General features: G+C 72.2%; 14 protein-coding genes. 4 read left to right on the top strand and 10 right to left on the bottom strand.

Annotation, left to right across the window (positions count from 1 at the left end):
• Positions 1-172: 172 nt before the first annotated feature.
• Positions 173-1171, bottom strand: a complete 999-nt coding sequence (locus ACK1X7_RS33165) for a 2-hydroxyacid dehydrogenase (RefSeq protein WP_398160284.1) — start codon at positions 1169-1171, stop codon at positions 173-175.
• Positions 1172-1247: 76 nt separating this feature from the next.
• Between ACK1X7_RS33165 and ACK1X7_RS33160 the strand changes: the two genes are divergently transcribed.
• The 3 genes from ACK1X7_RS33160 to ACK1X7_RS33150 all read left to right on the top strand — a co-directional run bounded on the left by ACK1X7_RS33160 (position 1248) and on the right by ACK1X7_RS33150 (position 3945).
• A complete protein-coding gene (locus ACK1X7_RS33160; protein ID WP_385151407.1) occupies positions 1248-2246 on the top strand; it encodes an aldo/keto reductase in 999 nt (332 codons plus the stop codon).
• A 192-nt stretch (positions 2247-2438) separates the two neighbouring features.
• Positions 2439-3632: a PQQ-dependent sugar dehydrogenase gene (locus tag ACK1X7_RS33155; protein WP_385151404.1), complete on the top strand. Its 1194-nt coding sequence runs from the start codon at positions 2439-2441 to the stop codon at positions 3630-3632.
• Positions 3633-3777: 145 nt separating this feature from the next.
• Entirely contained in the window at positions 3778-3945 is a 168-nt protein-coding gene (locus ACK1X7_RS33150) for a DUF6191 domain-containing protein (protein WP_014055106.1), read from the top strand.
• Positions 3946-4248: 303 nt separating this feature from the next.
• Here ACK1X7_RS33150 and ACK1X7_RS33145 read toward each other — a convergent pair whose 3' ends face one another.
• From ACK1X7_RS33145 to ACK1X7_RS33135, 3 genes are all read right to left on the bottom strand, one after another.
• Entirely contained in the window at positions 4249-7479 is a 3231-nt protein-coding gene (locus tag ACK1X7_RS33145; RefSeq protein ID WP_413116926.1) for a helix-turn-helix transcriptional regulator, read from the bottom strand.
• A gap of 97 nt (positions 7480-7576) precedes the next feature.
• Positions 7577-7765, bottom strand: coding sequence for a hypothetical protein (locus tag ACK1X7_RS33140; RefSeq protein WP_385151402.1), 189 nt, complete (start codon positions 7763-7765; stop codon positions 7577-7579).
• Positions 7766-7924: 159 nt separating this feature from the next.
• Positions 7925-10183 carry an MMPL family transporter gene (locus ACK1X7_RS33135; RefSeq protein ID WP_413116056.1) on the bottom strand — a complete coding sequence of 753 codons (2259 nt, stop codon included), beginning with the start codon at positions 10181-10183 and terminating at the stop codon, positions 7925-7927.
• 128 nt (positions 10184-10311) lie between these two features.
• Between ACK1X7_RS33135 and ACK1X7_RS33130 the strand changes: the two genes are divergently transcribed.
• Positions 10312-11802 (top strand): M81 family metallopeptidase, encoded by a 1491-nt coding sequence (locus ACK1X7_RS33130; RefSeq protein WP_390791926.1) that lies wholly within the window; start codon positions 10312-10314, stop codon positions 11800-11802.
• A 578-nt stretch (positions 11803-12380) separates the two neighbouring features.
• Here the strand turns inward: ACK1X7_RS33130 and gatB are convergent.
• From gatB to ligA, 6 genes are all read right to left on the bottom strand, one after another.
• Positions 12381-13886 carry an Asp-tRNA(Asn)/Glu-tRNA(Gln) amidotransferase subunit GatB gene (gene gatB, locus ACK1X7_RS33125; RefSeq protein ID WP_385153714.1) on the bottom strand — a complete coding sequence of 502 codons (1506 nt, stop codon included), beginning with the start codon at positions 13884-13886 and terminating at the stop codon, positions 12381-12383.
• A 15-nt stretch (positions 13887-13901) separates the two neighbouring features.
• Positions 13902-14141 (bottom strand): hypothetical protein, encoded by a 240-nt coding sequence (locus ACK1X7_RS33120; protein WP_014055101.1) that lies wholly within the window; start codon positions 14139-14141, stop codon positions 13902-13904.
• Positions 14142-14229: 88 nt separating this feature from the next.
• Positions 14230-15723, bottom strand: a complete 1494-nt coding sequence (gatA, locus tag ACK1X7_RS33115) for an Asp-tRNA(Asn)/Glu-tRNA(Gln) amidotransferase subunit GatA (RefSeq protein WP_385153711.1) — start codon at positions 15721-15723, stop codon at positions 14230-14232.
• A 5-nt stretch (positions 15724-15728) separates the two neighbouring features.
• A complete protein-coding gene (gatC, locus tag ACK1X7_RS33110; RefSeq protein WP_014055099.1) occupies positions 15729-16025 on the bottom strand; it encodes an Asp-tRNA(Asn)/Glu-tRNA(Gln) amidotransferase subunit GatC in 297 nt (98 codons plus the stop codon).
• A 190-nt stretch (positions 16026-16215) separates the two neighbouring features.
• Positions 16216-18324: a putative bifunctional diguanylate cyclase/phosphodiesterase gene (locus ACK1X7_RS33105; protein ID WP_413116055.1), complete on the bottom strand. Its 2109-nt coding sequence runs from the start codon at positions 18322-18324 to the stop codon at positions 16216-16218.
• Between the two features lie 291 nt (positions 18325-18615).
• The gene (gene ligA, locus ACK1X7_RS33100) at positions 18616-20829 is read right to left on the bottom strand and encodes an NAD-dependent DNA ligase LigA (RefSeq protein ID WP_390791928.1); all 2214 of its coding nucleotides are present in this window, start codon (positions 20827-20829) and stop codon (positions 18616-18618) included.
• Between the last annotated feature and the right edge of the window lie 2 nt (positions 20830-20831).

Below are 20831 nucleotides of genomic sequence, written 5' to 3'. Positions count from 1 at the left end.
CGAGTTCCGGTCCATCGCTGACGCCGTCAGGTCAGTGGCGCAGCCCCCGCTCGGGACGATACACCAGACTGGTCACTCAGGGACATAGGCCATCTACGGTCCGTAACCGACTACGGCGTTGTATATACGCAGTGGAGTCAATCGGTGCCTGTATGTGGTGCCAGAGGCATGTCTACCCCGTCGTGGCGACGAGATGTGCCAGCGACTCGCCGCGTGCGTAGCGGTTGAGCTGATCCCTCAACAGCCGCTTGGCGCGCGGGAGGAAGGCCGACGTGGGGCCGCCCACATGCGGGGAGATGAGCACCCCTGGAGCGTGCCACAGCGGATGCCCGGCGGGCAGTGGTTCGGGGTCGGTCACATCGAGCGCGGCCCGCAGCCGGCCCGACTCCACCTCGGTGAGCAGGGCCTTGGTGTCCACGACCCCACCACGGGAGACGTTCACCAGCAGCGCCCCGTCCTTCATCCGCGAGAGGAACTCCGCCCCGGCCAGGCCGCGGGTGGCCTCGGTGAGCGGGGTCACCAGCACCACCACATCGGCCTCCGGAAGCAATTGGGGCAGTTCGTCGATCGGATGCACCGGGCCGCGCTCGGTCGTGCGCGGGGAGCGCGCGACGCGCGCCACCCGCTCGCACTCAAAGGGCACAAGCCGGTCCTCGATCGCGCTGCCGATGGCCCCGTAGCCGACGATCAGTACGGACTTGTCGGCGAGCGCGGGGCGGAAGCCGGAGCGCCACTCCTCGGCGTCCTGGCCCCGGACGAAGTCGGGGATACCGCGCAGCGAGGCCAGGATGAGGGTCAGGGCGAGCTCGGCCGTGCTCGCGTCGTGCACCCCGCGTGCGTTGCACAGCCGCACCCCGGGGGCGAGGTCCGCCAGCGCGGGCTTGATGTGGTCTATTCCTGCGGTGAGGGTCTGCACCACCCGTACGTTGGTCATGGCCGACAGCGGGCGGGTGCACACCTGCGGCGGCTTCATGTACGGGACGCAGTAGAACGCGCAGCGCGCCGGGTCGGTGGGGAAGTCGGGGCCGCCGTCCCAGTGGGCGTATTCGAGGGTGCCCGGGAGACCGTCGATCTCCTCGGGCGGGATGGGCAGCCACACCAGGTCGCGCGCTTCGGATGAACCCTGAGTCGCATCGTGCTGGCGGAACGTATCGCTGTGATCTGCACTCATGCCAGGAGGCTATGCGATCACCGGCAGCCCGCAGAGGTTAGTTTGGGGTCCGAGGGAACGGGAGGGGTCAGGCGAGGTGAAGCGCAGGAGAATCGGAGCGGCGGCGCTCGAAGTGGGTGCGATCGGCCTGGGATGCATGCCGATGAGCTGGGCGTACACCGCTTCACAGCGCAGTGGCGAGACTTCGGTGCGCGCCGTGCACACCGCGCTCGACTCGGGCACGAGCCTGCTGGACACCGCCGACATGTACGGCCCCTTCACCAATGAACTGCTGGTGGGGCGGGTGCTCAAGGAGCGGCGGGCGGACGCCTTCGTGTCCACCAAATGCGGACTGCTGGTGGGCGAGCAGCACATCGTGGCCAACGGACGGCCCGGCTATGTGAAACGGGCCTGCGACGCCTCGCTGCGCCGGCTACAGACCGATGTGATCGACCTCTACCAGTTGCACCGGGCCGACCCGGAGGTGCCCATAGAGGAGACCTGGGGCGCGATGGCGGAGCTGGTCGCGGCCGGGAAGGTGCGGGCGCTGGGGCTGTGCGCCGTGGGTGCGCGGGCGCAGCGCAGGGCGGGCGCGCGGATGCACGACGCCACGGTGCGCCAGTTGGAGCGGGTCCAGCAGGTCTTTCCGGTGAGCTGTGTACAGGCGGAGCTGTCGGTGTGGTCGCCCGACGCCCTGGAGGCGCTGGTGCCGTGGTGCGCCTCGCGTGGAGTGGGCTTCCTGGCGGCGATGCCGCTCGGCAACGGCTTCCTGAGCGGGACGCTGACCCCGGGGCAGGGCTTCGAGCCGGACGATATGCGGGCCCGGCACCCTCGGTTCACGGCGGAGATGATGGCCGCGAACCAGCCGATCGTGGCCGGTCTGCGACGGGTCGCCCGGCGGCACGGGGACGAGGTGACCCCGGCACAGGTGGCCCTGGCCTGGCTGCTGGCGCAGGGGCCGCATGTGGTGCCGGTGCCGGGGACGAAGCGGGAGCGGTGGGCGGCGGAGAACGCCGCGGCGGCCGATGTGCCGCTCTCGCGCGAGGATCTCGAGGAGATCGCGAAGCTGCCGCCGGCGCGCGGGTCGTGGGACTGAGGCGCCGGTCGTGGGTGCGCGTCCGGTCCGGGCCTGACTCCAGTCCGGGCCTGACTCTGGTCGGGGCCTGACTCTGGTCCGGGCCTGACTCCGGTCGGGGCCTGACTCTGGTCGGGGTCCGGTTCGGGGATGGGAACCCGGCGCGGAGCAGCGGTGTATAAGAATCAGTGCCGTGCCGCGGCACACGTGCCCATGGAGAGGAATCCGACCGTGCGACGCCCTCGCCTGACCTCTGTACTCGCCTCCGTTGCCGCCGTGTTGCTCGTGGCGGGCTGCTCGTCCGACGGCGACAGCATCACCAGGCCGGGCGGCCGCTCGTCCGCGCCCTCGAAGCCGGACGGCGGGGGCTCCTCCTCGGGCGCACCCTCGCCGACGGAGTCCGCGGCGCCTGCGAAGGGCTCGGTGAAGGTGGTGCGCACGCTCACCACGAAGCTGGACTCCCCCTGGGGGCTCGCGCCGCTGCCCGGCGGGGATCTGCTGGTCTCCTCGCGGGACACCGGAAAGATCTTCAAGGTCTCGGCGGACACCGGGAAGAAGACAGAGGTCGGGTCCGTCCCGGGCGTCTCCGCCGCCGGTGAGGGCGGGCTGCTGGGGCTGGCGGTCTCCTCCGACTTCGGCGCGGACCACATGGTCTACGCATACTTCACCACCGACTCGGACAACCGCATCGTCCGCATGGTGTACGACGACAAGCGCCCCGCGGGCGATCAGCTCGGCGCCCCGGACACGATCTTCAAGGGCATCCCCAAGGGCACGATCCACAACGGCGGCCGCATCGCCTTCGGCCCGGACAAAATGCTCTACGCGGGCACGGGAGAGAGCGGTGACCGCGGGCTCGCCCAGGACATGGACTCCTTCGGCGGCAAGATCCTTCGGATGACCCCGGACGGCGAGCCCGCGCCCCGCAATCCGGACGCCCAGTCGGTCGTCTACACGTGGGGTCACCGCAATGTGCAGGGCCTGGCCTGGGATGCGGACAAGCGGCTGTGGGCCTCCGAGTTCGGCCAGGACACCTGGGACGAGCTCAATCCGATCGAGCCGGGCAAGAACTACGGCTGGCCGGAGGTCGAGGGCAAGGCCGGTAAGAAGGGCTTTGTCGATCCGGTCGAGCAGTGGAAGCCCGAGGACGCCTCGCCGAGCGGAATCGCCTTCGCCAAGGGCTCGATCTGGATGGCGGGGCTGCGCGGTGAGCGGCTGTGGCGCATACCGCTGAAGGGCGACAAGCCGGTGGCGAAGGCGCAGTCGTTCCTGGACGGGAAGTACGGACGGCTGCGCAGCGTGGTGGCGGCGGACGACGGGGGGCTATGGCTGACGACGAGCAATACCGATGGGCGTGGCAAGCCGGGTAAGCAGGACGACCGGATCCTGCGACTGGAGGTCCGCTGAGCGGAGAGGGGGGTCCGCTGAGGGATGCCGAGGGGAGGGTGAACCGGCCGATCACGGCGCCGAGTTCGGCGGACATGTCGCGGAGTGCCCGTTCTGTGGGCGGTCTGCCTACACTGGCAGCAGCCGCACGCCTACGGGGGTCGTCATGTTCAACCTCATCGAGGAGCTCTTCGCACCCGGCCGCAAGCACACCGAGGAAGAGCGCAACCGGCTGGAGGTCACGCTCGACGAGACGGGCAGCAGCGACCCAGGGAAGGGCCCGGTGGACCTCGACTCCGGCCGGGTGGTGATCCGCCCCCGCGAAGAGGGCTGACCCGGCGGACGGTCGACGCACAGCACGGCTGTGAGCGCCGCGCGTCGTGTCAGCGCGCGCGTCCGGTCAGCGCCCAGTGCGTCGCCAGCGTGCGCATCCCGTCAGTGCCTCCGCGCGTCCGGTCAGCGCCCCGCGAACCCCGTCAGGGTGCGTCCGCGTCCCGCCGGCCCGCGCATCCCGTCCACCGCGTCCCGCGCGTCCCGTCCACCGCGTCCCGCGCGTCCCGTCCACCGCGTCCCGCGCGTCCCGTCCACCGCGTCCCGCGCGTCCCGTCCGCGGCGCCCCGCGCGTCCGCGTACGTACTCAGCGTGCCGCCGCGCCGTCGGTCAGGCCGTCCACCAGCCGCAGCCGATGGGCCACGGCGGCCGCCTCGCCCCGGCCCGAGACGCCCAGCTTGGCCAGGATGTTGGAGACATGGACGCTCGCCGTCTTGGGCGAGATGAAGAGCTCCTCGGCGATCTGGCGGTTGCTGCGCCCCGCGGCGACCAGCCGCAGCACATCCCGCTCCCGGGGCGTCAGCCCCAGCTCCTCGGCCGGATCGGCGGGCGCGGCAGGCCCGGCAGGCCCGGCAGGCCCGGCGGGCCCGGCGGCAGGGACCGAAGAGCCCGGGGCCCGGGAGACCGGCCCCGGGGAACCCGGAGTCCGGGAGCCCGGAGTCCGGGAGCCCGGAGTCCGGGAGCCCGGGCCCGGGGGCAGCGCGGGGGTACGGGGCAGGGACGCGTCGAGTGCGGGGCGGGTCGCGGCGGATGCCAGGGGCAGGCGGGCGCGCCGGGCCAGCAGCTCGATCTCCTCGCGCAGCGGGCGGGCGCCCAGCCACTCGGCCACGGCATGTGCCTGGCCGAGCAGTTCGGCGGCGTGCTCGCGATCGGCCTGAGCCGGGGAAGCGCCCCGGCCGGGGGTGAGCAGCGCCTCCGCCCAGCGGTGACGGGCGCGGGCCAGCGGATACGGGCGGTCCAGCGCGGAGAAGGCGTCCGTGGCCTCGGCCCAGAGGTCGGGCCGGTCCCGGCCCTCGGCGCGCTCCCGTTCGGCCTGGAGCATCGCCGCGTAGGCCCGCCATACCGGCACGGGCTGCGCCACTCGCTTCGCGGCGGCCCGGAGCCGGGCCAGCGCCTCGCTCCGGCCCGGCTCGGCCGTGGGCAGTCCGCGTGCGGCCGACTCGGCCGCGGCGGCCGTGTACAGCAGCGGCCAGACGTAGCGCTGTAGCCCGGGCGGGAAACCGGCCTCCACGACCTGGTCCAGCACGGCCCGGACCTCCAGGATCCGGCCGCGTGCCGCCGCGAGTTCGATGGCCCGGCCCGCGACCTGGAGGGTGTACTGCGGTTCGGCGTTGTGGGCGCCGTAGTGCTCCCGGGCGGCGGCCAGCTCGCGCTCCGCCGTGTCCCATTCGCCGCGCGCCAGCGCCAGTTCGGCGAGCCGGTTGGCGGCGGTGCCGTGCGGCTTGGTGCCGATGGCGAGCCGCCGGGTCTCGCGGGCCGCCGCCTCCGCCTCGTCCCAGCGGCCCAGGGCGAACAGCGACTCGGCCAGATTCCCGTACACCCAGGCCCGGGAGTCCACCAGGCCGACGCGGTCCAGGATCCGGGCGCCCTCCTCGGCGGTCTCCACCGCCTCGGCCGACCGGCCGACCCCCTCCAGCGCCGAGGCGAGATTGACATAGCACCGCCCCAGGACGCTGATGTCGCCGAGGGCCACGGCCCGTCTGCATACCTCGCGCATCTCGGCCAGCCCGCGCTCGGTGTCGCCGGAGTCACCGGTGAAGTAGCCCAGCGTCAGCCGGGCGTTCAGCTCCGTGCTCTCGGCGCCGACCATCCGGGCCAGCTCCACCGCCCGTTCGGCTGCCGCCAGGCCCTCCGGCCCGGGCCGGTGGGTCATCGTCCAGCCCGCTACGTGCGCCATGACGTCGGCGTGCACGGGGGACGGCGGCAGCCCGCGCACCAGCTCCTGGGCACGGCTCAGCTCCGCCCAGCCGTCCCCGCGTGCCAGGCCCTCCATCAGCTTGGACTGCTGGGTCCAGAACCAGGCGGCCCGCAACGGGTCATGGCCGCTTCCGTCCAGCGCCCGCAGTGCCCGCTTCGCGACGGCCAGCGCCCGCTCCCGCTGCCCGGACATATGCGCGGCCACCACCACCTCGGCGAGCAGATCGAGCTGGCGCAGCGCCTGGTCCTCACAGCCACAGGCGGGGTACACCTCGGCGTAGTCCACGGGCCGCTGCGCCTCGCGTATCTCCTCGGGGGCGTCCTCCCACAGCTCCATGGCCCGCTCCAGCAGCCGAAGCTGCTCCGCGTGGGCGTAACGCCGCCGCGCCTCGACGGACGCCTGGAGCACGGCGGGCAGGGCCTTGGCGGGGTCGTGGGCGTGGTACCAGTAGCTGGCCAGCCTGGCCGCCCGCTCATCGGCCCGCACCAGCGCGGGCTCGGCCTCCAGGGCCTGTGCGAAGCGCCGGTTGAGCCGGGAGCGCTCCCCGGGCAGCAGATCGTCGACGACGGCCTCGCGCACCAGCGCATGCCGGAAGCGGTAGCCGCTGTCGTCGGCGGTGGGGCGCAGGATGTTCGCCCCGACCGCGGCCCGCAGCGCGTCGATCAGCTCGTCCTCGCCCAGCCGGGCGACCGCGCGCAGCAGTTCGTACTCCACGGAGGAGCCGCCCTCGGCGAGGATCCGCACCACGCCCTGGGCCTCCTCGGGCAGTGCCTCGACCCGCACCAGCAGCAGATCGCGCAGGGATTCGCTGAGCCCGGTGCTGCATCCCTCGTTGAGGGAGCGGGCGATCTCCTCCACGAAGAAGGCGTTGCCGTCGCTGCGCTTGAAGATCCGGTCGACCAGGTCGCGCTCCGGCTCGGCCCCGTTGATCCCGGTGAGCTGGGCGTGCACCTCGCCCCGGGTGAAGCGGGACACCTCGATGCGCCGCACCTCGCGCATCCGGTCCACCTCGGCGAGGAAGGGGCGCAGCGGATGGCGGCGGTGGATGTCGTCGGAGCGGTAGGTGGCCACGACCAGCAGCCGGGCGCTGAGCAGCGAGCGGAAGAGATAGCCGAGCAGTTCGCGGGTGGAGCGGTCGGCCCAGTGCAGATCCTCGATGGCGACGACGAGGGTGCGCTCCGCGGCCAGCCGCTCCAGCAGCCGTACGGTGAGCTCGAACAGCCGGGCCCGGCCGTCCCCGTCGTGGGACGCGCGGGCGGTTTCGCCCAATTCGGGCAGCAGCCGGGCCAGTTCGCCCTCCTGCCCGGCGGCGGCCCCGTCCAGCTCGGTGCCCAGCTTGCGGCGCAGTGAGCGCAGCACGGTGGACACGGGCGCGAACGGCAGCCCGTCGGCCCCCATTTCCACACAGCCGCCGACCGCCGCGACGGCCCCCGCGGCCACGGCCGAGGCCAGGAACTCGTCGATGAGCCGGGTCTTGCCGACCCCCGCCTCCCCGCCGACCAGCAGCACCTGCGGCTCGCCCGCGGTGGCGCGGGCGAGCGCGTCCTCGAGGGTGGCCAACTCCTGGGCGCGGCCCACGAACACCGGGCTGACAGACGTGGTGTGCACGTCGTCGAGCATCGCATAGGGCTCTGACACCGCGGCACCGGCTTTTCCGGCCCCCGCTACCTCGGCCTCCGCCCCGGCTGCCACGACGAGCCGCACGGCCCGGCCTCCCTCAGGCCGCCGTGCGGTACGACCGTGGTGAGCGATGGCCGCGCCACCGCCGGACCGGCCTCACCCGCCCTCCGGACGCACGCTCGGCCGACCGGCCGCCCGGCTCCGCCGCCTCCCGGCCCAACCGGTGGGCGGCGGCCTCCCGCAGCAGCTCGGCCTCGCGAATCCGGTGCAATTCATGGTGCAGCATGGTGTTCTCCCTGGTGACGAGCGTTTCGTGGAATGCGTCCACTCTCGTCGCCCAGGTAGGTCCGGCACATCGGGAAGCTGCCTGATCTTCGCTCGGCCCAGGGCCTTAGGGCCCCTGCCCGCACGGCTGGGGAAGGTCCTTAGGACGGAGAAGGGCACCTTAGGGAACCGGCGAGCGTGCCGTACCGGCCCGCGCCGTAACGGCCCCTGGCTGTCCCGGCAGCGGCACCGGCTCCTGCCCGGCGGACCGGCCCTCTCCCTCGCCCTCCGCCTCGATACTGATCTTCGGCAGCAGCCGCTCCAGCCACCTCGGCAGCCACCAGTTGGCGCCCCCGAGCAGATGCATCAGCGCGGGCACCAGGAGCGTACGGAGGACGAAGGCGTCCAGGGCGACCGCGGCCGCCAGCCCGATGCCGAACATGGCGATGATCCGGTCGCCGCTGAGCACGAACGCCGAGAAGACCGCGATCATGATGACGGCCGCGGAGTTGATGACCCGGCTCGTCTCGGCGAGTCCCACCCGGACCGCGGTGCGGTTGTCGCGGGTGCGCCGCCACTCCTCGTACATCCGGCTGACCAGGAAGACCTGGTAGTCCATGGAGAGCCCGAAGAGCACCGAGACCATGATCACCGGCAGGAAGGGCTCGATCGGGCCCGCCCTGCCCAGCCCCAGCAGTTCGCTCCCCCAGCCCCATTGGAAGATCGCGACCACCACGCCGAAGGACGACGCGACGGCGGCCACGTTCATGACCGCCGCCTTGATCGGGATGCCGATGCTGCGGAACGCGAGCAGCAGCAGCACACATCCCAGGGCCACCACCACCCCCACGAACAGCGGCAGCTTGCTGACGATCACCGCGGCGAAGTCGTCGTAGCCCGCGGTCAGCCCGCCGACGTACACCCGCAGCGAGCTGCCCTCCTCGGCCCGGGGCAGCACCTCGGCGCGCAGCCGTCCGACGAGGTCGGAGGTGGCCCGCGACTGCGGTGCCGTCTTGGGGACGACCGTGATGACGCCGGTGTCGCCGCCCCCGTCCAGGTCCGCGGCGCTCACCGCGGCGACCCCGTCGATGGTGCGCAGGACCTTGGGCAGTTGGGTGAAGGCCATACGGTCGTCGGCCCCGTCGATGCTGCCCATCAGCGTCAACGGCCCGTTGAAACCTGGCCCGAATCCATCGGCCAGCAGGTCGTACGCGCGTCTCGTGGTCGAGGCCGAGGAGCCGTTGCCCTGGTCCGAGGTGCCCAGGTGAAGGGAGAAGGTGGGGAGCGCGAGCACCGCGATGAGGGCGGCCGCGGCGGCGCCCAGCAGCTTGGGGCGGCGTTCGATGCAGACCGCCCAGCGGGCGCACAGCCCCTTGGCCGCCGTGGCTTCCGGCCCCCGCTCGGCCAGCCGTCTGCGCTCCCGCCGGCTCAGGGCCCGCATGCCGATCAGGCCGAGCAGCGCGGGCAGCAGGGTGAGCGAGGCGGCGACCGTAAGGGCGACGGTGAGGGCCGCCGCGACCGCCACCCCGTTGAGGAAGGACAGCCGCAGGACCAGCATGCCCAGGAGCGCGAGACAGACGGTCGCCCCCGCGAACACCACCGCGCGCCCCGAGGTGACCACCGCGCGCTGGGCGGCCTGTTCGACCGACAGCCCGCGCCGCAGCCCCCGGCGGTGCCGGGTGACGATGAACAGCGCGTAGTCGATCCCCACGCCGAGGCCGATCAGCATGCCGAGCATGGGCGCGAAGTCGGCGATGGTCATGGCGTGGCCGAGCAGCCCGATGGCCGCGTACGCGGTGCCGACGCCGATGAGCGCGGTGGCGATCGGCAGCAGCGTGGCCGCGAGCGAGCCGAAGGCGAGGAAGAGGACCACGGCGGCCACGCCGACCCCGATGGCCTCGCTCAGATGGGCGGGTCCGGTCCGCTCGGTGAGCACGGCGCCCGCACCGCCCATCTCGACCTCCAGGCCCCGAACCCCGGAGGCGGCGGAGCGCACCGCGTCCAGCACCCGGCGCACCTCCGCCTCGCCCAGGTCGGCGGCGGGTTTTCGGAAGACCACGGTGGCGTAGGCGGTGTGCTGGTCGGCGCTGATCCGGCTGGTGTCATCGGTGCCGTAGGGGCCGGTCACGGAAGCGACGCCGGGCAGGTCCGCGACCTGCCGCAGCGCCGCCGTCATCCGCCGCTCGACCCCCGGCGCGCGTACGGTGCCCGCGCCGTCGTCGGTGTGCCAGACGATGGTGTCGCTGTCCCCCGCCCGGTCGGGCAGCCGCCGCTCCAGCAGGGCGGAGACCTTGGAGGAGTCGGTGCCGGGGATGTCGTAGTCGTTCGAGTACGCGGACCCGGTCACGGCCGCCGCCGCGGCGACCCCCGCGAAGGCGGCCAGCCACAGCGCGATCACGATGGCGCGGCGCCTGAGACACCAGCGGGCGAGTGCGGCCATGGCTGCCTTTCGGTTCCGGCGCCAGGGGCGGCGTGATGCGGTTGTGACCTGAGCACTCTGTCAGGCGGATAAGATCCTTTGTCCCCTTTGTGGGCTTCACCACATGAATGAGCGGGAAGTCGGAGAGCATGACTCCTGCCGCGTCCCGAGGCCGCCGCCCGCGTATCGGCATCGGCGGTATCCACATCGAGTCCAGCACCTTCAGCCCGCACCGCGCCGCCTACGACGACTTCCGCGTCACCCGCGACGCCGAGCTGCTGGACCGCTACGCCTGGACCCGGCCGGACGGCGATCTGGCCGGGCGCGCCGAGTGGGTGCCCCTCCTCCACGCCGTCGCGCTCCCCGGCGGCCCGGTCGAGCGCGAGACCTACGACCGGATCAAGGGCGAGCTGATCGAGCGGCTGCGCCGGGCCGGTCCGCTCGACGGGCTGGTCTACGACATCCACGGCGCGATGAGCGTGGTGGGCCTGGAGGACGCCGAGGGCGATCTCACCGAGGCCGTACGGGAGGCGATCGGGCCCGACGCGCTGATCTCCGCCGCCATGGATCCGCATGGCAATGTCTCCCGCCGCTTCGCCGGCCGGCTCGATCTGCTCACCGCCCACCGGCTCGCCCCGCACGAGGACGCCTGGGAGACCCGCGAGCGCGCCGCCCGCAAGCTGGTGGAGCGGCTCGCCTCCGGCCGGGGCCGCCCGCATCTCGCCTGGGTGCAGATCCCGGTGCTGCTGCCCGGTGAGCGCACCAGCACCCGGCTGGAGCCCGCCAAGTCGCTGTACGGGCGGCTGGCCGCCGTGGAGTCGATGGACGGTGTCGTGGACGCGGCGATCTGGGTGGGCTACGCCTGGGCGGATGAGCCGCGCTGCCGGGCGGCCGTGGTGGTGACCGGCGACGACCCCGTGCTCGCGGTCGAGCAGACCCGCTCCCTGGCCCGCGACTACTGGGATATGCGCCGCGACTTCGCCTTCGTCGGCCCCACCGGCGGCGCCGACGCGTGCATCGCCGAGGCCGTCGCCTCCTCCGCCCGCCCCTTCCTGATCAGCGACTCCGGAGACAATCCCACGGCCGGAGGCGCCGGGGACCTCGCCTATATGCTCGGCCGGCTGCTGGCCAACGAGGATCTGGCCACCGGCCGGGCCACCGCCCTGCACCCCGGGATCACCGATCCGGCGGCGGTCGCGGAGTGCTTCGCCGCCGGGCCGGGCACGAGAGTCCGGCTCCGCGTAGGCGGCGGGATCAGCCGGGGGACGGCGGACCACGCCGAGCCCTGCGAGCTGACCGGCGAGGTGGTCGCCCTGCGCCGGGACGACCCGGTCGGCGGGGATCTCGCGGCGGTGCGGCACGGCGGCGTCACGGTGGTCCTGGTCAGCCGCCGCAAACCGTTCCACACCCTGGCCGACTTCGGCGAGCTGGACCCGCGCGACCATGACCTCGTCGTCGTCAAGATCGGCTATCTGGAGCCCGAGCTGTACGACCTGGCGGCGGACTGGCGGCTCGCGCTCACCCCCGGCGGGGTCGACCAGGATCTGGCCCGTCTGGGCCACCGGCGCCTCGCGCGGCCGCTGTACCCGTTCGACGACGAGGGGTTCGAGGTCCCGCATCTGGAGCCGCTGCTGCTCTAGGGGTGTCCGGCGGTCTCCGACGCCCGCGGCGGGTCACGCGGCGGAGCCGCATATCGATGCTTCCCCCTCCCCGCCCCTTCCCTCAACTGGGGCTCCGCCCCAGACCCCGCGGCCGGACATCCCGGATGCGCGCGGGCATCCGCCCGGTCATCCGCCGCGTCGGCGTGCCGATGGCGAACCGCGACCAGCCCCCGCCTCGCGGACGCCCTGGCCCCTGCCCACCGCCCGGCCACTCGCCCACCGCGTCACAGACGGCGCGGTCGGCGCCCCGGCCGGACACCCCCGGATGTGCTCGGGCGTCCGCCGGTCATCCGTCGCGCCGGCGTGCCGACCGCGGTCAGCCCGCCCACGCAGGTGGTCACGGCGGCGACGGCCTGCCCGCCGCCCGCGGGGTCCAGGGGCGGAGCACCTGGCAGGAGCCCCTGATAGCGGGAAGGGGCGGAGAGGGGAAGGCATCGATATGCGGCTCCGCCGCGTGGTACGCCGGACACCCCGTAGGAGTGCGGAAGGGCCCATACGACGGCGGCGGGGTGCGCCCTCGCGCACCCCGCCGCCGTCATGGACACAACGGACGAACGTCAGCCCTCGACGCCCAGCTTCTCCAGGATCAGCTCACGCACCCGCGCCGCGTCCGCCTGGCCGCGGGTCGCCTTCATGACCGCGCCGACCAGCGCACCCGCCGCCGCGACCTTGCCGCCGCGGATCTTGTCGGCGATGGCCGCGTTGGCCGCGATCGCCTCGTCCACGGCGGTGCCGAGCGCGCCCTCGTCGGAGACGACCTTCAGCCCGCGCTTGGTGACGACCTCGTCCGGGCCGCCCTCGCCCGCGAGGACGCCCTCGATCGTCTGGCGGGCCAGCTTGTCGTTGAGCGAACCCTCCTTGACCAGCGCGCACACCCGGGCCACCTGCGCCGGGGTGATCGGCAGTGCCGCGAGCTCCACCCCGTCCTCGTTGGCGCGGCGGGCCAGCTCGCCCATCCACCACTTACGGGCCTGGTCGGCCGGGGCGCCCTCGTCGATGGTGGCGGTGATCAGGTCGATCGCGCCCGCGTTGAGCACCGACTGCATCTCGTGGCGGGACAGGCCCCACTCCTCGCGCAGCCGGTTGCGGTAGACCCGCGGCAGCTCGGGAAGCCCGCCGCGCAGCTCCTCCACCCAGGCACGAGAGGGGGCGACCGGCACCAGGTCGGGCTCGGGGAAGTACCGGTAGTCCTCGGCCTCCTCCTTGACCCGGCCGGAGGTGGTGGAGCCGTCCTCCTCGTGGAAGTGCCGGGTCTCCTGGATGATCGTGCCACCGTCGCCCAGCACCGCGGCATGCCGCTGGACCTCGAAGCGCACGGCCCGCTCGACCGACCGCAACGAGTTGACGTTCTTGGTCTCGGAGCGGGTGCCGAACTTCTCGACGCCCCGCGGGCGCAGCGACAGGTTCACATCGCAGCGCATCTGGCCCATTTCCATCCGCGCCTCGGAGACCCCGAGCGACTTGATGAGCTCACGCAGCTCGGTCACATACGCCTTGGCGACCTCCGGGGCCTTCTCCCCGGCGCCGACGATCGGCTTGGTGACGATCTCGATCAGCGGGATACCGGCCCGGTTGTAGTCGAGCAGGGAGTGCTGGGCGCCGTGGATACGACCGGTCGCGCCACCCACATGGGTGGACTTGCCGGTGTCCTCCTCCATATGGGCGCGCTCGATCTCGACGCGGAAGACCTCCCCGTCGACGTCGACGTCCAGATAGCCGTTGTAGGCGATCGGCTCGTCGTACTGCGACGTCTGGAAGTTCTTCGGCATGTCCGGATAGAAGTAGTTCTTCCGGGCGAAGCGGCACCATTCGGCGATCTCGCAGTTGAGTGCGAGCCCGATCTTGATGGCGGACTCGACCCCGGTCGCGTTGACCACCGGGAGCGAGCCGGGCAGGCCGAGGCAGGTGGGGCAGGTCTGCGTGTTGGGCTCGGCGCCAAGCGCCGTGGAGCACCCGCAGAACATCTTGGTCTTGGTGCCGAGCTCGACGTGCACCTCGAGCCCCATCACGGGGTCGTAGGCGGCCAGGGCGTCCTCGTACGACACCAGTTCAGTGACGGTCACGGAAAAACTAACCTCTCAGTCCGCGAGGACGTCGTCGTCGCCCATGCGCTTGAGCTCGCGGACGAGCAGGGCGACGCCGGTGACGATGGCGGCGGCCGAGACCACCGCGTCGGCCAGTTGCAGCTTGTCGTTCTCGAAGCGGGCCTTCTTGACCTGCTTCGCCACGCTGACCGCGCCGAAGAGCGAGCCCGCGATGGACAGGTAGGTGCCGGGCCTGGACTTCTTGAAGCCCTTGGCCTTCTTGATCGCACTCATAGCGTCTCTCCGTTCGCTTCTCCGCCCACGCGGCGCAGAGGTGCGGCTTTCAACGTCATCCGCGGCCCGGCGGCCGCGCGTGCGTCGCTCACAGGGACGGTGCCTCCTCGAGCAGCGGGTGACCCCACTTGTCGGCGAGCGCGGCCTCGACCGCGGCGCCGACCTTGTAGAGCCGGTCGTCGGCCATGGCGGGGGCGATGATCTGTAGTCCGACCGGCAGACCGTCCTCCGGCGCCAGACCGCAGGGCAGTGACATGGCCGCGTTCCCCGCGAGGTTGGTGGGAATCGTGCAGAGGTCGGCCAGATACATCGCCATCGGGTCGTCGGCGCGCTCGCCGATCGGGAAGGCGGTGGTCGGGGTGGTCGGCGAGATCAGCACGTCGACCCGCTGGAACGCCTTCTCGAAGTCACGCTTGATCAGCGTGCGGACCTTCTGCGCGGAGCCGTAGTACGCGTCGTAGTAGCCGGAGCTGAGCGCGTAGGTGCCGAGCATGATCCGGCGCTTGACCTCCGCGCCGAAGCCCTCCGCGCGGGTGAGCGCGGTGACCTCCTCCGCGGACTTCGTACCGTCGTCGCCCACCCGCAGCCCGTAGCGCATGGCGTCGAAGCGGGCCAGGTTGGACGAGCACTCGGACGGCGCGATCAGGTAGTACGCGGCCAGCGCCTTGTCGAAGGACGGGCAGGAGATCTCCTCGATCTCGGCGCCCAGCTCCCGCAGCAGCTCCACCGACTCGTTGAAGCGCTGCATGACGCCGGCCTGGTAGCCCTCGCCCGCGAACTCCTTGACGACGCCGATGCGCATGCCCCGCACGCTGCCGTTGCGCGCGGCCTCTACGACGGCCGGGACCGGCTCGTCGATGGAGGTCGAGTCCATCGGGTCGTGCCCGGCGATGACCTCGTGCAGCAGCGCCGCGTCCAGCACGGTGCGGGCGCAGGGGCCGCCCTGGTCGAGCGAGGAGGAGAAGGCCACCATGCCGTAGCGGGAGACCCCGCCGTACGTCGGCTTGACCCCGACCGTGCCGGTGACGGCGGCCGGCTGGCGGATCGAGCCGCCGGTGTCGGTGCCGATGGCGAGCGGGGCCTGGAAGGAGGCCAGCGAGGCGGAGGAGCCGCCGCCGGAGCCGCCGGGGATACGAGTGAGGTCCCAGGGGTTGCCGGTGTGGCCGAACGCGCTGTTCTCGGTCGAGGACCCCATGGCGAACTCGTCCATGTTGGTCTTCCCGAGGATGACCACGTCCGCGTCCCGCAGCCGCTGGGTCACCGTCGCGTCGTACGGCGGGATCCACCCTTCGAGGATCTTGGAGCCGACCGTGGTCGGGATCCCCTTGGTGGTGAAGATGTCCTTGAGCGCGAGCGGAACACCGGCCAGCGGGCCCAGCTCCTCGCCGCGCTCCCGCTTCTCGTCGACGGCGCGCGCCTGGGCGAGCGCCCCCTCACGGTCCACGTGCAGGAAGGCGTGCACCTTCTCGTCGACGGCCTCGATACGGGCCAGATGCGCCTCGGTCACCTCGACGGCGGTGACCTCGCCGGAGGCGATCCTGGCGGCGATCTCGGCCGCGGTGAGCCTGGTCAGGTCGGTCACGGTGGTCACTCCTCCCCCAGGATCTGCGGCACCTTGAAACGCTGCTGCTCCTGGGCCGGGGCGCAGGCCAGGGCCTGCTGCGGGGTCAGGGACGGACGGACCTCGTCCGCGCGCATGACGTTGGTCAGCGGCAGCGGGTGGGAGGTCGGCGGTACGTCTTGGTCGGCGACCTCGGAGACGCGGGCGACCGCGCCGATGATGTCGTCGAGCTGTCCGGCGAAGTGGTCGAGCTCTTCGGCCTTCAGCTCCAGACGCGCCAGCCGGGCGAGGTGGGCGACCTCCTCGCGCGTGATGCCAGGCATGCAGCGATCCTCAAAGTGAGTGTGGAGTGTTTCGGCCCCAATCCTATGGCTCTCCACACACGGCGCGCGAAAGGCTTTGGTGCACCCGCGTCACGGGCGCTCCCCGCGCGGGGAGGAACGGGCGGGCGCAACGCACCCACCGGCCCGCGGCCGACGACGAAACGCCCAGGGGCGCCCGGGAGCGGCACCCTCACGTCACGGGCTGGTCCGCGTCTTCCTCGGCGGGAGCCTGCGCCTGGTCCGACGGCTCCGCCGGCTCGCGGTGCCAGCCGCCCTCGCCCCGCGCCCGCAGCCACGCCGTCGTCTCCTCCGGCGGCATCGCGGCGGCCACCAGCCAGCCCTGCACCGCGTCGCAGCCCAGATCCCGCAGCCGCTCCCAGGTCTCGTCGTCCTCGACGCCCTCGGCCACCACGAGCAGGCCCAGCGAGTGGGCGAGGTCGACCGTGCAGCGGACGATCTCGGCGTCCTCGTTGTCCACGGCCAGCCGGGCCACGAAGGAACGGTCGATCTTGAGCTCGCTCACCGGCAGCCGCCGCAGATGGACCAGCGACGAATAGCCCGTCCCGAAGTCGTCGAGCGACATCTTCACGCCGTGGCCGGTGAGCCCGGCCAGGGTGTCGGCGGCCCGCTGCGGGTCCTCCAGCAGGACGTGCTCGGTTATCTCCAGTTGCAGGGCGCCCGCCGGGACACCGTGCCGGGCCAGCCGCCCGGCGACCGCACCGGCGAAGCCGGGGGTGTGGACATCGCGCGGCGAGACATTGACCGCGACCGGCACCTCGAGGCCGTCGGCGCGCCAGCGCGCGACCTGGCCCAGCGCGGTCTCCAGGACGTACTCGGTCAGCCGGGGCATCAGCCCGGAGCTCTCGGCCATGGAGATGAACTCGTCCGGCGGCACCCTGCCCCGGTCCGGGTGGACCCAGCGCACCAGCGCCTCCAGGCCCGCCACATGCCCGTCGAAACCGACCTTGGGCTGGTAGTGCAGGTCGACTTCGCCCGCGTCCAGGGCGCGCCGCAGATCGCCGAGCAGACCGAGCCGATCGGGGGTGTTGCCGTCGCGCCGGGCCTCGTAGAGCTCGACTCCGCTGCGGTCCCGCTTGGCCTGGTACATCGCGACGTCGGCGCGGCGCAGCAGCCCCTCGGCGTCCAGCGCGTGGTCGGGGTAGACGGCGACGCCGGCGCTGGCCTCCAGCACCAGGGTCAGTCCGTCCAGGTCGAGGGGGGAGCCGAGGTCTCCGACGAGGACCCGGGCGCTGCGCTGGGCGCTGGTGAGCGAGTCGGTGGTGGGCAGCAGCACCGCGAACTCGTCGCCGCCGAGCCGGGCCACCTCCGCGCCGCGGGGCAGGGCGAGCCGCAGCCGCTCGGCGATCTGGAGCAGCAGCCGGTCACCGGCCAGATGGCCCAGGGTGTCGTTGACCGAACGGAAGCGGTCGAGGTCGAGCAGGACCAGCGCGGTGCGGGTGCCGGCCCGCTCGGACTCGTCCAGCGCGGTCCAGGTGCGCTCCAGCAGCCACTGGCGGTTGGGCAGCCCGGTGAGCGGGTCGCGCAACTGCTCCTCGGCGCGGACCCGGGCGATCCACAGCGTGGAGTCCAGGGCGACCAGCGGCACCGCGAACAGCGGGAGCAGCAGCGGGGTGTCCCCGGCGACGACCACGATGAGGGGCGCGATGCCGAGGAGCGCGATGCCGACGAGGGCCTGCCGGAAGAGGGCGGTGCGGGCGACGGTGGGCAGTCCGGCGCCGGGCGGGGCGAGGGAACACCACAGCAGGGCGCGGGTCACCGCGAGATAGACGAAGGCGGCCAGGGCCGTCTGGGGGATGGCGGAGACGTCCCAGGTGTCGGTGCGCCAGGGGTGCTCGACCGAGGGGGTGGTGCCGAACGCGGCGAGGGTGAGGGCGGCCGCGCCGACCCCGAGAATGTCCACCGCGCCGTGCAGGGCGGCCTGCCGCCATCGGTGCCGGCGGGCGGCGCCGACCAGGACGACCACGGCGAGGCTGACCAGCACGGCCGGAATCCAGCCGTAGAGCAGCAGCGCGGCCAGGGTTAACGCGGCCCCGGAACCGGTGCCGCCCCACCAGCGGTCGCGCCCGAGGGCGACCAGATGGCCGACGATGATTCCGGTGAGCACGGCGAGCGACCAGCCCACGGTGCCGTCGGGAAAGAGCGCATTACCCGCGTCGAGCACTCGGAATACCCCGATGCCGAGTGCGAAAGCCGCCACGGCGACCGCCGCGGCCGGCAGCGCGGGCAGCACGGCCCGGCGCAGCCGCGACGCCGGGGCGGCGCTTTCGGTCGGTTTCATACCCGTCCCTCTCACAGCCGGCGGTGCCAGCGCCACGGCGGGCGCACACCTCAACAGTAGGCGGCAGAAGGGGAAGACGGGCGGCGATCGGCGACGGTTCCCCGAATGCCGCCCGACGATCCATGACCTTCTGCTATGCGCTGTAAGGGTGATGCCCGCCGGCTGTACCCGGGAAGTGCTCCCAGTCGTAATCCGGCCAGCTTTGCACCCACTGGGCGGACAAGATGGCCGGACCACTGCGCCGGATGGGTGGAACGGCTACTCCAACCGCCGCTCCACGGGCCCTCCGTGCTACTCCGCGGCCTCTTCCGGAGGCGCCATCGCGACCTCTCTCGCCGCGTCCGGTCCCTGTTCGAGGAGGACGCCAAATCCGTCCTCATCGAGCACGGGAACCTTCACCTGCATGGCTTTGTCGTACTTCGAGCCCGGATTGTCGCCGACTACCACGAAATCGGTCTTTTTCGAAACCGATCCGGTGACTTTGGCACCCCGGCTCTGTAGCGCCTCTTTGGCCCCATCTCGCGTGTAGGACTGGAGCGTTCCGGTGACGACGACGGTGAGGCTCTCCAGCGGACGGGGGCCCTCGTCCTCGCCGCCCTCCTCCTCCAGCCGGACCCCGGCCCGCCGCCATTTCTCGAGGATCTCGCGGTGCCAGTCGACCGCGAACCACTCCTTGACCGAGGCGGCGATGGTGGGCCCCACCCCCTCCACGGCCGCCAGCTCCCCCTCGTCCGCCTCGGCGATCCGGTCCAGCGAGCGGAATTCACGGGCCAGTGCGGTGGCGGCGACGGGGCCGACATGACGGATCGAAAGGCCGGTGATGATCCGGGCCAGCGGGCGCTCCTTGGCGGCCTCGATATTGGCCAGCATCGCCAGGGCGTTCTTCTTCGCCTCGCCCTTCTGGGTGGCGAAGAAGGTGACGACCTTCTCCTCGCCGGTCTCCGGATCGCGCTTGGGCAGTCCGCTGTCCGGGTCCAGTACATACGACCGAATGGGCAGCAATTGTTCGATCTTCAGATCGAACAGATCGCCCTCATCCTTCACCGGCGGATCGGTCGGTTCCAGCGGCTGAGTGAGGGCGGCGGCGGCGACATAGCCGAGGTTCTCGATGTCCAGGGATTTCCGCCCGGCGAGATAGAAAATCCGCTCGCGAAGCTGCGCCGGGCAGGACCGGCTGTTGGGACACCGCAGATCGACATCGCCCTCCTTGGCGGGCTGAAGCGGCGTATCGCACTCGGGGCAGGTGGCCGGCATCACGAATTCCCGCTCGCTGCCGTCGCGCAGATCGACGACCGGGCCCAGGATTTCCGGAATGACATCGCCCGCTTTGCGCAGCACCACGGTGTCACCGATCAGCACACCTTTGGCCTTGACGACATCCTGGTTGTGCAGCGTCGCGAATTCGACCTCCGAACCCGCGACCGTGATCGGCTCGACCACCGCATAAGGCGTCACCCGCCCCGTGCGCCCCACGCCCACCCGGATGTCGACCAGCTTGGTGTTGACCTCCTCGGGCGGGAACTTCCAGGCGATCGCCCAGCGCGGCGCCCGCGAGGTGGAGCCCAGCCGCCCCTGGAGCGGGATCTCGTCCAGCTTGACGACCGCGCCGTCGATCTCGTGCTCCACCGAGTGCCGGTGGTCGCTGTCCCCGTAGTACGCGATGTACTCGCGCACGGCCTCGATCGTGTCCACCACCTTGAAATGGGCGGCGGTGGGCAGCCCCCATTCGTGCAGCAGCTCGTACGCCTGCGACAGCCGATCGATGTCGAAGCCGTCACGCGCACCGATGCCGTGCACCACCATGTCCAGCGGCCGGGACGCGGTGACCTTCGGGTCCTTCTGGCGCAGCGAACCCGCCGCCGCGTTCCGCGGGTTGGCGAACGGCGGCTTGCCCGCCTCCACCAGCCCGGCGTTCAGCTCCTCGAACCGCTCGCGGGCCAGGAAGACCTCGCCGCGCACCTCCACCAGCGCCGGGACGCGGTCGCCCGTCAGCCGGTTGGGGATCTTGGCGATCGTGCGCACATTGGGGGTGATGTCCTCGCCGGTGCGGCCGTCGCCACGGGTCGCGGCGCGGGTCAGCCGCCCGTGCTCATAGGTGAGGTTGACCGCGAGGCCGTCCACCTTCAGCTCGCACAGGAAGTGGTACGCGCCGCTGCCCAGCTCCTTGGCGATGCGGTCCGCCCAGGTCGACAGCTCCTCGTCGTCGAACGCGTTGTCCAGGCTGAGCATCCGCTCGCGGTGCGCGACCTCGGAGAACGCCGTGCCGGCAAAGGCAGCCTCGTACGCCCCCGCGACCTTCTGGGTCGGCGAGTCGGGCGTACGGAGCGCGGGGGTCTCCTCCTCCAGCGCCTCCAGCTCGCGCATGAGCTTGTCGAACTCCGCGTCGCTGACGACGGGCGCGTCCTTCACGTAGTACCGGAAGCGGTGCTCCTCGATCTGCTCAGCGAGCCTGGCGTGCCTCTCCCGCACCTCGGCGGGGACCTTCGACTGCTGTTCGCCGGCCACCG

This window comes from Streptomyces sp. CY-1, from assembly GCF_047218265.1.
Classification (GTDB): Bacteria; Actinomycetota; Actinomycetes; order Streptomycetales; family Streptomycetaceae; genus Streptomyces; species Streptomyces niphimycinicus.
The sequence above is the reverse complement of the archived record's forward strand: the minus strand, read 5'-3'. Positions and strand labels throughout refer to the sequence as shown.

What these genes read in the sequence shown, in the direction of transcription:
- ACK1X7_RS33155 (WP_385151404.1), top strand. Translation starts at nt 2,439, where the DNA reads ATGGAGAGGAATCCGACCGTGCGACGCCCTCGCCTGACCTCTGTACTC.
- ACK1X7_RS33165 (WP_398160284.1), bottom strand. Translation starts at nt 1,171, where the DNA reads ATGAGTGCAGATCACAGCGATACGTTCCGCCAGCACGATGCGACTCAG.
- ACK1X7_RS33120 (WP_014055101.1), bottom strand. Translation starts at nt 14,141, where the DNA reads ATGAGTGCGATCAAGAAGGCCAAGGGCTTCAAGAAGTCCAGGCCCGGC.
- gatC (WP_014055099.1), bottom strand. Translation starts at nt 16,025, where the DNA reads ATGCCTGGCATCACGCGCGAGGAGGTCGCCCACCTCGCCCGGCTGGCG.
- ACK1X7_RS33105 (WP_413116055.1), bottom strand. Translation starts at nt 18,324, where the DNA reads ATGAAACCGACCGAAAGCGCCGCCCCGGCGTCGCGGCTGCGCCGGGCC.
- ACK1X7_RS33140 (WP_385151402.1), bottom strand. Translation starts at nt 7,765, where the DNA reads ATGCTGCACCATGAATTGCACCGGATTCGCGAGGCCGAGCTGCTGCGG.
- ACK1X7_RS33145 (WP_413116926.1), bottom strand. Translation starts at nt 7,479, where the DNA reads ATGCTCGACGACGTGCACACCACGTCTGTCAGCCCGGTGTTCGTGGGC.
- ACK1X7_RS33130 (WP_390791926.1), top strand. Translation starts at nt 10,312, where the DNA reads ATGACTCCTGCCGCGTCCCGAGGCCGCCGCCCGCGTATCGGCATCGGC.
- ACK1X7_RS33135 (WP_413116056.1), bottom strand. Translation starts at nt 10,183, where the DNA reads ATGGCCGCACTCGCCCGCTGGTGTCTCAGGCGCCGCGCCATCGTGATC.
- ACK1X7_RS33150 (WP_014055106.1), top strand. Translation starts at nt 3,778, where the DNA reads ATGTTCAACCTCATCGAGGAGCTCTTCGCACCCGGCCGCAAGCACACC.